This window comes from Brumimicrobium salinarum, from assembly GCF_002844555.1.
In the GTDB taxonomy this organism is placed as follows: Bacteria; Bacteroidota; Bacteroidia; order Flavobacteriales_D; family Crocinitomicaceae; genus Brumimicrobium; species Brumimicrobium salinarum.
Genome location: NZ_PJNI01000007.1, coordinates 88,148 through 101,114 on the forward strand (window position 1 = coordinate 88,148; position 12,967 = coordinate 101,114).

The 12,967-nt window shown below is 34.7% G+C and carries 13 protein-coding genes; 4 read left to right on the forward strand and 9 right to left on the reverse strand.

The window, feature by feature from the left end; all coding sequences use genetic code 11:
• The first annotated feature begins 32 nt into the window (after positions 1-32).
• Positions 33-1,553, forward strand: a complete 1,521-nt coding sequence (locus CW751_RS07030; protein WP_101334299.1) for a PAS domain-containing sensor histidine kinase — start codon at positions 33-35, stop codon at positions 1,551-1,553.
• Between the two features lie 8 nt (positions 1,554-1,561).
• Here the strand turns inward: CW751_RS07030 and CW751_RS07035 are convergent, their stop codons facing one another.
• The 9 genes from CW751_RS07035 to CW751_RS07075 form a co-directional block, all read right to left on the reverse strand.
• On the reverse strand, positions 1,562-2,965 hold the full coding sequence (locus tag CW751_RS07035) for an OprD family outer membrane porin (RefSeq protein ID WP_119782959.1): 1,404 nt from the start codon (positions 2,963-2,965) through the stop codon (positions 1,562-1,564).
• 34 nt (positions 2,966-2,999) lie between these two features.
• A complete protein-coding gene (locus CW751_RS07040) occupies positions 3,000-3,413 on the reverse strand; it encodes a DUF6691 family protein (RefSeq protein WP_101334301.1) in 414 nt (137 codons plus the stop codon).
• A 17-nt stretch (positions 3,414-3,430) separates the two neighbouring features.
• Positions 3,431-3,991 carry a YeeE/YedE family protein gene (locus tag CW751_RS07045; RefSeq protein ID WP_165779240.1) on the reverse strand — a complete coding sequence of 187 codons (561 nt, stop codon included), beginning with the start codon at positions 3,989-3,991 and terminating at the stop codon, positions 3,431-3,433.
• Between the two features lie 8 nt (positions 3,992-3,999).
• Positions 4,000-4,833, reverse strand: a complete 834-nt coding sequence (locus CW751_RS07050; protein WP_101334303.1) for a universal stress protein — start codon at positions 4,831-4,833, stop codon at positions 4,000-4,002.
• Between the two features lie 2 nt (positions 4,834-4,835).
• Positions 4,836-5,234: a rhodanese-like domain-containing protein gene (locus tag CW751_RS07055; RefSeq protein WP_240612542.1), complete on the reverse strand. Its 399-nt coding sequence runs from the start codon at positions 5,232-5,234 to the stop codon at positions 4,836-4,838.
• A 133-nt stretch (positions 5,235-5,367) separates the two neighbouring features.
• On the reverse strand, positions 5,368-6,777 hold the full coding sequence (locus tag CW751_RS07060) for an MBL fold metallo-hydrolase (protein WP_101334304.1): 1,410 nt from the start codon (positions 6,775-6,777) through the stop codon (positions 5,368-5,370).
• Between the two features lie 392 nt (positions 6,778-7,169).
• The gene (locus CW751_RS07065) at positions 7,170-7,769 is read right to left on the reverse strand and encodes a methyltransferase domain-containing protein (RefSeq protein WP_101334305.1); all 600 of its coding nucleotides are present in this window, start codon (positions 7,767-7,769) and stop codon (positions 7,170-7,172) included.
• 5 nt (positions 7,770-7,774) lie between these two features.
• Positions 7,775-8,806, reverse strand: coding sequence for an MsnO8 family LLM class oxidoreductase (locus CW751_RS07070; RefSeq protein WP_101334306.1), 1,032 nt, complete (start codon positions 8,804-8,806; stop codon positions 7,775-7,777).
• A gap of 134 nt (positions 8,807-8,940) precedes the next feature.
• Positions 8,941-10,668: a SulP family inorganic anion transporter gene (locus CW751_RS07075; protein ID WP_101334307.1), complete on the reverse strand. Its 1,728-nt coding sequence runs from the start codon at positions 10,666-10,668 to the stop codon at positions 8,941-8,943.
• Positions 10,669-10,940: 272 nt separating this feature from the next.
• Here CW751_RS07075 and CW751_RS07080 point away from each other — a divergent pair, with 272 nt between their 5' ends.
• Genes CW751_RS07080 through CW751_RS07090 form a run of 3 tightly spaced genes read left to right on the forward strand, consistent with a single transcriptional unit; the run spans position 10,941 to position 12,946 of the window.
• Entirely contained in the window at positions 10,941-11,540 is a 600-nt protein-coding gene (locus tag CW751_RS07080; protein WP_101334308.1) for a hypothetical protein, read from the forward strand.
• 55 nt (positions 11,541-11,595) lie between these two features.
• Positions 11,596-12,270: a hypothetical protein gene (locus CW751_RS07085; protein WP_101334309.1), complete on the forward strand. Its 675-nt coding sequence runs from the start codon at positions 11,596-11,598 to the stop codon at positions 12,268-12,270.
• 13 nt (positions 12,271-12,283) lie between these two features.
• Positions 12,284-12,946, forward strand: a complete 663-nt coding sequence (locus CW751_RS07090; RefSeq protein WP_101334310.1) for a hypothetical protein — start codon at positions 12,284-12,286, stop codon at positions 12,944-12,946.
• Positions 12,947-12,967: the final 21 nt, after the last annotated feature.

Below are 12,967 nucleotides of genomic sequence, written 5' to 3' on the forward strand. Positions count from 1 at the left end.
ATTTTCACTATTCGTTTACTAATCAATGTTTAATGGAAGAGGAAATAAAACAGTTAATTCAGGAAATTAGATCAACAGAAAATAAATTAACAAAGCTTAAAAGGCTAGCCGATAAATTTAACTCGCCTGCCTTGAAAAAGGAGCTCTCTAGTTTAGGTGCGCTAACCGAAGATGAAATTAAAAGTATCAGAGCAGAATTAAATGCTAAAGAAAAGTTATTCAAAGAATCTGAAAATTTTTCAAATGTTGGTCAGTGGTCATACTGTTTTAAAACAGGAATTATGGATTGGTCTAAAAAAACCTATGAAATTTTTGAATACCCTGAAAACTATGAAGGCACACTCAATGACTTTTATATGACCTGTGTTTCTGAACCTTCTGCACTTCGCTTCCCAGAGCAGTTGGATAAAATGAAAACTACGTATGATCAAATGATAATGAATCAAAGTATTCGGACACCTTCAGGAAACGATAAAATTGTTTCATTTTCATCGAATCCAATTTTAAATGAAAAGAAAGAAATTGTTGGAGTGGAGGGGTTAGTAAAAGATTTAACACCTGAAATAACTGGCGAAAAAGGATTGGATAACTTTTTTAATCTTTCTTCCGATTTACATTGTATTGTGCACGTTGATCAATATTTTGTAAAAGTTAGTCCGGCATGGACAAAGTTGCTGGGCTACTCTGAAAAAGAATTGCTTTCCACAAGTTATATGGATTTTATTCATCCTGATGATAGAGAAAGAGCAGATGCACTTGTTTCACAAATTGATGTTAAAAATAAAACGATTGTAGATGAAAACAGGTATGTTACAAAAAATGGAGAGGTTGTTTATTTAAGTTGGAATTCAAAATTTGATCCTGAGACCAATTTAGCGTATTGCACTGCTCGTGACGTAACCCAATTGAGGTTAGCACAAAATGAATTAATGAACGACCTAACAGCGAAGGATTTACTTTTGAAAGAAATTCATCATCGGGTGAAAAATAATTTGCAAATTATATCTAGTTTATTGTCTTTACAAGCTGGATTGAATTCAAACCATGATGATTTATCCATTCTCTATGAAGCAAGTCAAAATAGAATTAAATCGATGGCTGCTATTCATGAAATGTTTTACCAATCTGAAAACCTTGATAAAATAGAGTTTGGAAAGTATTTAGCTAAATTAACTGATGATTTAATAAGAACTTTTGAATCAAAAAATAAAAAAGTAGAAATTGACTTAAAAACCGAGACTGTTTTTGTTTCTTTAAATAAGGCGATTCCTTTAGGATTAATTATTAATGAAATTGTTACTAATGCTATTAAACATGGAGCAGACGAACAAGGAAAATCTTTCGTTTTTGTAAATTTAGAATGTTTGCCGAATAAAGAATTTCAATTAACCATAGGTGATCAAAGTCAAAAAGCATTTACGGATATTTTAAATCAAGAAGTAGAAAGTTTAGGGTTGATGTTAATCAAGAGCTTAACTGAACAAATTGATGGGGATATTAGGCAAGTTACAACGGATACAGGAACTGTTTTTAAGTTGCTTTTTACACCTTGAAAGGTTGTTTAAAGATGATAATCTAACACCAGATTCAAATTAATCATATCTACTTTATTAAGCTTTTGCGCTGCAGACATTTCATTTTTAGAAAAATCAGTTTTATAGGTAGCAATAAAGCGTAAACTCAACCCTTCAAGTTGCTTTTGAAAGTGATACTTGTGCTCAATTAAAAAATGGTAATAATCTGCCAATTGATATTTATTCAATTCTACTTCATCAAGACCTGGCTGATCTACAAAACCACCGCTCACGATAGACGCATGTCGTTTGTTCTTTGACTGGAAACGATAACGCAACACATAAGCATTTAAGCCACCATAACCTTCAAAGAGCTCAGTGGTTTGACTCGCATAAAACTGTTCGCGTCCCCATTCTCTTGGGAAAAGAAATCTGCCTTGATCAGAAATGGCAAGGTAGTTTGCTGTAAATTGATGTTGGTCTTTTACATTTATGCCTAATTGTCCTCCAAAACCAAAGCTTTGTTCATCTGCACAAATATAAGTCCTTGTTTGATCTTTATTTCCACCATGATTTAAAGCGTATTCATAAAACCCTTGTCCTCCAATTATATATGTCAAATCATCTTTTTCTAAACGATAATCCGATTGCAAAAAACTCATATTGAATACATTTTCTGCTGTGTAATTCCATACTTGTGTTTTTAAGTTTTTAAGTTCATGTTGAACACCAAATACCCCTACACCAAGTGAACTGATGTGGTTGTGGTAATCGTGTTTTTCGCCATTGCGATTTTTACCTTGACCATAAACGCCAAAAGAATTGGCCATTGAGTAGGTTCTCATTGTTCCTCTCACAGCCTCTGAAATAAACCAGGCGCCAGAAACTGTAAAGTCATTGAGTTTATACTTTGCAGATAAACCTTGAAACATGTTTGGACGCAAACGATTGTAGTTTTTGTTCATTAAAGGTGTTTCGTAGCTTTGTCTTCCTAGTTTAAAACTTAGATTTTTATGCTTGTAAGACAAATAAACTTCATCTAAAATTCCAAGATTATAATGATTATTGGGATTATTGATGTCGTACAGAGGTTTTTCGTACCTCGCTTTATTCCATTCTCCCGTGTTCTCGTCAATCAAATTGTGTTCTGCTAAGCGCATTGATAAATATCCGCCAGCCTGAATTTGAAATCCGTAAAATGCTGGGGTTTTATATTTGACCCCAAGACTTTGTGCAATGGTAAAAAAATCTGTTGAACTGCCTTCGTTTAGGGTGCCCATAAAATAGGTTCTCGAGTGAAAGTTGAGCTTTCCTTTTTTTAAGAATTTGGCTAAAGTAGGAATAGAATCAGTTGATGTTGTTTGTGCTCCTGCCAACTGAGGCAATAAAAAAGTGAACAAAAGCAGAAAACTTAAGATAAAATGTTGATGTCTAAGGTTTTTTGTTTTCATTTTAATGTTCACTTTTTATATTTTTTATCGTTAATTAATGTGGCAATTTATCTTTTATCGCTCCGTATAGGTAGGTTCCCAAGGTTGCAAATACGAGTACAATTCCGAAGGAAATAAATCCGTATCCAATGTTAACCACCATAGGACCTGGACACGCTCCACTTAAAGCCCAGCCTAATCCAAAGATTGTTCCTCCTATGAGGTATCTTGCGACTGATTTGTTTTTCGGGAAAAATAGAATTGGATTCCCTTGTACGTCTCTTGCTTTAAATTTCTTGATTAAGGCTACCCCGATGATTCCAAGAACAGCAGCTACACCAATAATTCCGTACATGTGAAAAGCTTGGAACCTAAACATTTCTTGGATTCTATACCACGAAATTGCTTCAGATTTAGCCATCACAATTCCAAATAGTGCTCCCACTATTAAGTATTTAATAAATTTCATCTCTCTCTAAGTTTTAATTAAAATATCAATGGAAAAATTCCGAAAGTCATGATTAATCCGCCAATGAAGAATCCAGCAACGGCAATCATGGAAGGAATTTGTAAATCTGCTATACCACTAATGGCGTGACCTGATGTACATCCACCAGCATATCTTGCTCCGAATCCTACCATCAAACCTCCAATGGCTAAAATCAAGAATCCTTTAAGCGTAAAAGCATTTTCTAAGCTGAACAGTTCTGCGGGTTGCATTGATGTTGGCGCTGAAAAGCCGAGCGCTTCTAGATCCTTAATGGTGTTTTCTGAAATGTCTACGACTTGGTCTGGATAAGTTAAAAACTCACTGGTGATATATCCACCCAGAATGGCACCGACTAGAAACACCAAGTTCCAGATTTGCTTTTTCCAATCGAAATCGAAGAATTTTACTCTTTTTCCTGCACCGCCTATTGAACAAATTGTGCGTAGGTTTGCAGAGAATCCAAAGGAGTTTCCGAAGAATAAAAGCAGAAACATTACGGATGAGATGACCAGCCCTGAGAACCACCATGGCCAAGGTTGCATTATAAAGTCTATCATTTTTTTATCTATTTAATTTTGTAAGAAATAATTGGTTTGTAAAGATGGTTGATTAAGGTTTCAGTTGCACTTTTATGGAATATTCCACCTTTTCCATGTGTTCCCATACAGATCAAATCCATGTTGTTTTCTGCGGTGAAATGGTTTATGCCTTCCTCGATATTACTATCGTGGATAATGTGCATTTCATATTTGTTTAAGCCATTTTTTTGCGCAAAAACTGCCATGTTTTCTTTCACTGTGTTTTCGTCTTCCTTGTGGGTAAGAATTTGTAAAAGATGAAGTTTAGTATCAAAGATTTTAATAAACTGCTTCATCAATTTTAAGTTCTGATTGTCATTTTCTTCAAAGTCGTGAACAAAAAGAATGTCTTTTAATTCTAATTCAGAACGATCACACATTAAGGTTAAAACAGGAATGTCAGACTTTCGAGCAATCAATTGCGCGTTACTGCCAATAAATCGTTCTGCAAATCCTGATGTTCCTTTTGTTCCAAGTGCAATAAGATCATACTTGTTTTCTTCAGCATATTTGATAATTCCCGTTGTTGTATGACCGAAAATTAAGTCTGTTTTTACAGCAGGATGTTTTTTCTTGAGCTCCTCCAGTTTTTCCACGGCCATATTTCTTTGTACTTCCACAAAGTGTACATCAATTTCTCCACATGTGCTAATGGTATTGTCAATGCCCAAAGTTACAGTATCGGGAACATTTAAAATATGCAAGAAAGTGATTTCCATGTTCGCTGTGGAAGAAAGATTTTCTACCATTTTGAACGCATATTCCGCCTCGATCGAAAAATCTGTGGGGATTAAGACCTTTATTTTATCGCCTTTTTCCATGTTTATTTTTGTTTATCCTCGAGTTTTTCAAGATTTGATTGATTAATGCCATTGATTACGTTTGAATAACCTGCATTTTCCAAAATCATTTTTGCGTTTCCAGAACGTGCACCACTTCTGCAATAAACAACAATTTGTTCCTTACCTTCAAATTCATCAAGATGTGCTTCTACGGTGTTGAGCGGAATGTTAATTGCTCCTTCGTAATGCCCCGATGCAAATTCTTGTGGTGTTCGAACATCAACAATGTAAGCGTTTTCAAAATCAATTTGTTTATCCTTTTGTTGTGCTGTTTCCTGACCAGAATTGCTAGCTTCTGAAGTTTGTGAATTGGAACAACTTGACATTGCTATTGATCCAAAAATCATTGCGCCTAATCCTATTTTCTTTAAATAACTCATTGGTTATATTTAGTTTTTTTTAAGATCATTTAAACGCGTTTTAAATCTGCTTTAATCATCGTTTAAACAATCCATTATTTGAAAATAGCACAGTGACTCTGATGAATCACTGCGCTGAATTTATACTAACGAATTACATTGTTTTTGAAGTACAAACGTAATCTGTTTTAGGAACTTTTGTTTCTGCAATCTTACCCATTCCGCCTTCTATTTCTGTGAAGTTTCTGTAGCCTCTAGATTGTAGAATACTTGCAGCAATCATACTTCTGTATCCACCTGCACAGTGCATGAAGAAATGTTCATCTGGATTGATATCTTTTATCCAATCGTTTAGGCTAGCCAATGGACGAGAAAATGCTTCCTCAACGTGTTCTGCTTCGTATTCTGTTGCTTTACGTACATCAAATACTTTGCTTTTCTCAACATCAAAACGTGTCTCAAACTCTGCCGGTGTAATGCGATCTACCTTGTCAATTTCGCGGTCTTCTTTTTTCCAAGCCTCAAATCCTCCTTTCAAGAATCCTACCACATTGTCGAATCCTACACGACTCAAACGAATCACAACTTCTTCTTCCATGCCATCATCAGTAACTAAAAGTAAAGGTTGTTGAACGTCTCCTATCATTGCTCCAACCCAAGGAGCAAAGTCTCCATTGATTCCAATGCTGATTGAATTTGGAATAAATCCTTGAGCGAATTCTCCGTTATTTCGTGTGTCTAGGATTAATGCTCCTGTTCCTTCTGCAGCTGCTTCAAATTCTTTTGGAGAAAGTGCAGTTAATCCAGTTTTAATAACTTCGTCAACGTTTTTATATCCTTTCTTATTCATTGCTACGTTAGCACCGAAATAAGCTGGAGGTGGGAGCAATCCATCTGTAACTGCTTCTATAAAAGCCTCTTTGTTTGGCTGATTCAAAGCATAGTTTACTTTCTTTTGGTTCCCTAATGTATCAACAGTTTCTTTCATCATGTTTTTTCCACATGCTGAACCTGCTCCGTGAGCTGGATAAACCGTAATGTCATCGGATAAAGGCATGATTTTCGTCATTAACGAGTCATATAAGTGACCAGCCAATTCTTCTTGTGTCATGCTTGCTGCTTTTTGAGCTAAATCAGGACGACCAACATCTCCCAAGAATAATGTATCTCCTGAGAAAATTGCTTCCTCTTTTCCATCTTTGTCAATTAATAAGAAAGTTGAACTTTCCATTGTATGACCTGGCGTATGAAGCACTTTAATTTTTACGTCTCCAATTTCAAAGATTTGTTCGTCTTCTGCAACAATACAATCAAATTCTGGCGCTGCCGTAGGACCAAAAACGATGTCTGCTCCAGTAGCTTTAGCTAAATCTAAGTGTCCTGAAACGAAATCTGCATGGAAATGCGTTTCAAAAATGTACTTTAGCTTAACACCGTCTTTTTCTAACCTGTCTAAGTACGGTTGTATCTCTCTTAAAGGGTCAATAATTGCCGCTTCTCCATTACTTGTAATGTAATACGCACCTTGTGCTAAACATCCAGTATAAATTTGTTCAATATTCATATCTCTCTTTTTTTTATTGTTTTTTAATTATTTTCTTTTGACTGGTACAAAGGTCGGGAATCATTTGTGATTTTATCGTATCAATTGTTACAGACCTTGGTTCTTTGCAAGAATTGCGCAAATTCTGCGTTATGCTTGCTTTAATTATCTGTCATTTATAAAAATAAACTCCTAATAATTCCATCTGCACAAGCCTTGCCTTTGCGCAATTCTGATCAAAGACCTCTTATCCTTTTTATTATTACGCAAATTCTGCGTTATGCTTGCTTTAATTATCTGTCATTTATAAAAATAAACTCCTAATAATTCAATCTACACATGCCTTGCCTTTGATCTTTTTTTAAGTCTTATTATTCTCTTTAAAAAATCATCTTTTATGTTCAATTTCAAATTTAATATTTTTGAAGTTGAATCCATAATTCTGTGTCTTTTCTTGCGGGATGCGAATTATAACATTTTTCTATGATTTTAATATGAAGATCGTCTTTCATTAATTCTTCATATTCTTGTTTGTTTCCTTCGAATGGTGGTCCGCCTTCAAATTTTCTGTTGAATAATAAACCACACAGTTTTCCATCTTCAGAAAGTAAAGTTTTCATTTTTTCAACATATTTTGGTCGCAATAATGGATGTATCGCACAAAAGAAGGTTTGTTCTATGATTAAATCATATTCTCCTTCGTGTTCAAAAAAGTCTCCATGTATCAATTGAATGGCAGAATCACCTTCAAACTTTTTCTTTAAGTTTTGAATTAATCGGGGCGCAATGTCAATTACCGTAATATCTTTAAACCCATTTTCGATTAAATATTCGGCTTCATAAGCATTTCCCGCTCCGGGAATTAAAATGCGTAAATTCTTATCTTCAAGTTGATCGACATAACCCTTAATAGGAGGGGAGACCATTCCCAAATCCCAGCCTGTGAGATTATTCTCATATTTTGAATTCCAAAATTCTTGGTCTAAATTTTCTAATGTTTGTTTTTTCTTCACGATTCCTATTGGTTAAATGTATATTTCAATCCAAAAGTCTTAGCCATCAATTCATAGGATCTCATTCGTGCTTTATGATCGGTCATCATGTCTTGAATAATAATCTCATCAACTCCAAGGTCTTTCTCTAATTGCGTTAATTGCTCGTGCACTTGCTTAGGTGTTCCGGCAATAAATTTTGGCGGAATTCCAGTTCCGGCAACATATTTTTCAACTTTTGGTAATCCTCCAAGTTCTTTAATAGCCTCGTCTGGACTTGGGAGCTTGGCGTCTAAAATTCCTTTCGAAAGATTATTGTACATGATGTTTACCGGACCAATTTGTTTACGTGCTTCGTCTTCGGTGTCCGCACAAACAACATGAACTGCTAAAGTTACCTGCGGGGATTTTATTCCACTTTGACCTTTAGAAGGTTTAAACTTTTCACGGTAAGATTTAAGTATGTCTTTTGTCCCTTTTTGATTGATAAACCCTGCGAAAACATAGCGCAATCCCAAGTGAGCAGCTGCGGAAGCACTCCACGGGCTAGAGCCTAAAATATGTAGCTCTGGTATACTATCATCTGTATGCACAGGCGACTTTGAAAATGGGTGTTCATCAGGAAAGCTATTATCTAGCCAAGCGGTCAATTCTAAAACCTGTTGATCTGAATCAGCACGAAATTGTTTACTCCTATCTTGTTGTAATGCGAAATCATTTACAGGTCCTGTGGTTGCTCTTCCAGCTCCTAAATCAATTCGTCCAGGGTGTAATTCATTTAAAGTGCAAAATGTTTCCGCTACTTTAAATGGACTGTAATGATTCAATAACACGGAACCTGAACCAACTCTTATTGTAGACGTTTTGGCCGCTACTGCTGCAATCAATACTTCTGGTACTCGACCAGCAATTGAGGCGCTTCCATGATGTTCCGCAAACCATATTCGTTTAAAGCCCAAGCGTTCCACATGCTGAGCAACTTCAATACTGTGCATTAACGCATCATGACGAGTTTCCCCAGGTAAAACGGTTGCTAAATCAACTATCGATAATTCCATTGTGTTTTGTCGTTTTTATATAAATCGAAAGATAAGAATAATTGAAGAGATATAAAATGGAGGGTAAAGAACTGAAAAACAAAAAAGCGACACCCTTACAGTGCCGCTTTTAAATCAATTACTTGTGGGTTCAATCACACATTACTCTGCAGTGCATACTTTTTATCTAAACTATTTCCTTTTCCATCTTCATTTAAAAACAAGACCGCATCATGCATGTTTACAAAAATATTTTCCTTGCCTAAACTTTCAATCATGTTCCATTTTTTAAGGATATCTCTAACTGGTCCACGTGCTCCGGCAATGGCAACTTGAATTCCTTTTTTATGCCAATTGCGAATCCATTCTTCAATTTCATGCGCTCCCGAACTATCAATGGAAATTACACTTTCAAAATTGAGGATCACTTTTTTCAAGTTATTGCCTTTCTCTTTTTCCCAAGCTTCTATTCGTTTTTGAATAAAACTGATGTTGGCAAAGTAGATCTGTCCATCAATTCGAATAAATAACTCGTCATTGTTTTCCTTCAGTCCTTCAAAACGGCTCGTATTTCTGTAAATGTTAGCATCTGGAACTTTCGCTAGTTTCGCCATGTGCGGACGAGAAGCTTTGTATAAAACAGCAATTAGTGAAAGTACCATTCCGATGATAATTCCAACAACTATTCCTAAAGTTAGAGTCGAAACAAAGGTAGTCATCAACAAAATAAAATCAGTTTTATCTGCCTTCCATAATGTTTTTGGTGTTTTTATGTCAATTAATCCCATTACGGCTACAATTACAACTGCTGCTAAAATAGACTTTGGTAAGTAGAAGAAAAGTTCCGTTAAGAACAATAAAGTAATGACAATTAAAGCCACACTAATGATGGAAGCTAATGCTGTTTTTGCACCTGACTGATCGTTAACAGCAGTTCTTGAGAATCCACCTGTTACAGGGTATCCCATAAAAAATGCAGCACCGAAATTAGCCATTCCTAAACCTATCAATTCTTGGTTAGCATCTAATTTATAATTTTTGTGCTTGTTTTGAATCACCTTTGAAACGGCAAAACTTTCAGCAAAACTCACCAAGGAAATGGTAATGGCAATAGGAAGTAAAACACTCCAGGTTTCCATCGAAAACGAAGGAGAAGAAAGTCCAGGTAGTCCGGAAGGAACATCTCCTAAAATAGCAACGCCTTGATCGGTGAGGTTAAAGCCCCAAACGATAAGGATTCCAAAAACTACTGCTAATAGAGGTGTAGGTAAACTTTTGTGAATCTTTTTTCCAAATTTAATGATGATGATTCCTGCAATTCCAATACCGAAGGCTGTCCAGTTGATGCCGCTAATGTTATGATAAATATTTACCATGATGTCTTGTAAATATTCACTTCTAGGGAGCTCAATTCCAAATAAATGTTTGATTTGACTGAGTCCAATAATAATTGCAGCAGCTGATGTGAAACCGTTAATTACTGGATGTGAAAGGAAGTTAACGAAGAATCCGAAACGCAAAATTCCCATTCCAAATTGAATCAAACCTATTAGAAAAGCTAAAGTTAAGGCATACAGTAAATATTGTTCAGGAGAATCTGGGTTTAGAGTTCCAATTCCTGCAGCCGTAAGTAAAGATACCATTGCAACTGGACCAACGGCTAGTTGCCGAGAAGTTCCAAAAAGCGCGTATAGTAAAATAGGAACGGTTACTGCATAAAGTCCATGAATAGGATCTAAGCCTGCCAACATCGCATAAGCCATTCCTTGTGGGATCAACATAATACCTACGGTTAAACCAGCAGATAAATCTCCTTGTAAATTTTTCTTTTTGTAATTGGGAAGCCAATCAAAAATTGGCATGAACTTTTTAAGTAATTGCATTTTCTCTTTTTTCTCTCTGTGATTAATTGATGCAAAAGTCTGAAATAAAGATTCACTAGTCAGTTACTTTTGTAACGTAAACTTCTTTCATTCGGAATTGAATTAAATTATTTTCCTTTTTGAAGATAAACATTTCTCGGTTTCAACACAATTTAAAGAGGTGTTCATTATGAAATGAAGGAAGCGTCAGTAAATGAAGGTGTTAAAAGAAAGAATAAAATCAAACTTAATAGGTTAAATATTTGGTTTTGTTATAAATAGCATATAAATTTATGTATCAATCAATACATTACTATTATGAAGGAAACAACCATTTTCAGCAACAAGCAACAAGCAACAAGCAACAAAAAAGATTGTTTCTACTTTTTGCAATTCTATGCTCTTCTTTATTCTTAGGAGCTCAAAATCCATATCTTAACGATGCTAATGAGCAATTAAGACATATCTTTAGTCAGATAACATATCCTAATAATGACGTGTTGTTTTTATATGAACGTTCAGCCAAGATGAGTGATTCTTCATTTTACTCCAATAATAGTGTGGATACTGCAGATTTCAAAGTATGGAGACAAGTCTATGATGAAATGTATTATGCTGCTCATGATACTCTTCCATTATCAAAAATTAATACTCTTGAGTTCAATGCCTCACAATTCTATGGAGACACAATTCCAATTGGATTAATGGATTATGAATATTTTTATCTAAAAGAGGAAGCATTTTCTACTGGAGACTACTTTCTTTTTGACACTATAAATAATTATTTATTCGATCATCCAAGTCCAATAGGAAGTCCTTATAAAAAATCTAACATTTTTTTGGCTTCACCTTTTAAAGAGTATTCAAAGTGGAATGTATATGGTTCGCATTAAAGGCTATGAAAATCAGGAAGTAAGAAGGTTAATAATAAAATAAATTCTAGAAATTATGAAAACAAAAATGAAAAATATAATCACACTTACTCTTGTTACATTCCTATCTTTGGGTTGCAACAAGGCCATCAACAAAGGCAAAGAATATACAGTTGAGGGGCGTTTAATGTATAATTGTGAAACGCCTATGGATAACACTGAGTTTTCTTTTAGACAAGGAGACCCAGCATTAATCTCGATTAAAGATCCTTTATCATTAACTGTAAAAACAGATGCAGAAGGTTATTTCAAAGTCGTTTATAATGGCAAAGAGGCTAATGGTTCAAATTTTACAATTAGGGATGGTGGAACATTGTTGGATGGAATACCAGTCCATGAAAATGTAAAATTGGGCGAGGTTGTTATCGGGGCCAGAATTATAAGTTTTGTGCGCCGCCTTGAAGTAGTTGAGGCATATACAGAAAATGATACTTTAATTATGCCTGATTATAATGCTATCAATAACCCTTATGCATTATTACGTATCCCAGGTCCTTTTGAAAATGGAGTGATTGATACTGTTTGGAACTGGAGTTTGCTTAAACACCCTACTTATAAAGAGATAATGGAACTTCGCATTATTCATTGCCTCTCTCAAACACCATCAGATTTCAAAAATGTTTATATTGAAATTCCTGACTATTGCGCCAATATTAATAAGCTCTACGAAGGTGTATTGAAAATAGAGTAATACACTGTGATTTATGAAAACAATAAAATACTTAATTACATTAACTCTTGTTACATTCCTATCTTTGGGTTGCAACAAGGCCATCAACAAAGGCAAAGAATATACAGTTGAAGGGCGTTTAATGTATAATTGTGAAACGCCTATAGTTAACACGGAGTTTTCTTTTAGACAAGGAGACCCAGGAATACTTGGGCTTAAGAAGCCTTTATCACTAACAGTTAAAACTAATGCGGAGGGTTATTTTAAAATCGTTTATAATGGAAAAGAGGCTAATGTTTCAGATTTTAAAATAAGGGACGGTGGAACCATTATGAATAATATCCCCGTTTTTGAAAATATTGATTTAGGAAATATTTATTATAATCCAACATTTAGCTTTAAAATATCACTTGATGTTGTCAATCCTTACACATCAAATGATACATTGGAAATACCAAATTATAATGATATTTTCAATGAAAATAATAATAGAATATATATTTCTGGTCCTTTTGAAAATGGAGTAATAGATACTGTTTTAAATTATCCAGACATGAGTAGTATATGGTATAACTCAGCATCTACCTTTTATGTAAAATATAGAATTAATAATAATTCGAATTGGGTAGAAACTGAATTGGAAATTTCAAATCATTGTAAAGGCGAACTTTACGATGCTGTAATAAAAATTGATTAATACACAATGGTTTTTAAAACC

Bases quoted from the DNA above. Each gene is read 5' to 3' on its own strand.
- CW751_RS07030 (WP_101334299.1), top strand. From the start codon at position 33: ATGGAAGAGGAAATAAAACAGTTAATTCAGGAAATTAGATCAACAGAA.
- CW751_RS07035 (WP_119782959.1), bottom strand. From the start codon at position 2,965: ATGAAAACAAAAAACCTTAGACATCAACATTTTATCTTAAGTTTTCTG.
- CW751_RS07040 (WP_101334301.1), bottom strand. From the start codon at position 3,413: ATGAAATTTATTAAATACTTAATAGTGGGAGCACTATTTGGAATTGTG.
- CW751_RS07045 (WP_165779240.1), bottom strand. From the start codon at position 3,991: ATGATAGACTTTATAATGCAACCTTGGCCATGGTGGTTCTCAGGGCTG.
- CW751_RS07050 (WP_101334303.1), bottom strand. From the start codon at position 4,833: ATGGAAAAAGGCGATAAAATAAAGGTCTTAATCCCCACAGATTTTTCG.
- CW751_RS07055 (WP_240612542.1), bottom strand. From the start codon at position 5,234: ATGAGTTATTTAAAGAAAATAGGATTAGGCGCAATGATTTTTGGATCA.
- CW751_RS07060 (WP_101334304.1), bottom strand. From the start codon at position 6,777: ATGAATATTGAACAAATTTATACTGGATGTTTAGCACAAGGTGCGTAT.
- CW751_RS07070 (WP_101334306.1), bottom strand. From the start codon at position 8,806: ATGGAATTATCGATAGTTGATTTAGCAACCGTTTTACCTGGGGAAACT.
- CW751_RS07075 (WP_101334307.1), bottom strand. From the start codon at position 10,668: ATGCAATTACTTAAAAAGTTCATGCCAATTTTTGATTGGCTTCCCAAT.
- CW751_RS07080 (WP_101334308.1), top strand. From the start codon at position 10,941: ATGTATCAATCAATACATTACTATTATGAAGGAAACAACCATTTTCAG.
- CW751_RS07085 (WP_101334309.1), top strand. From the start codon at position 11,596: ATGAAAACAAAAATGAAAAATATAATCACACTTACTCTTGTTACATTC.
- CW751_RS07090 (WP_101334310.1), top strand. From the start codon at position 12,284: ATGAAAACAATAAAATACTTAATTACATTAACTCTTGTTACATTCCTA.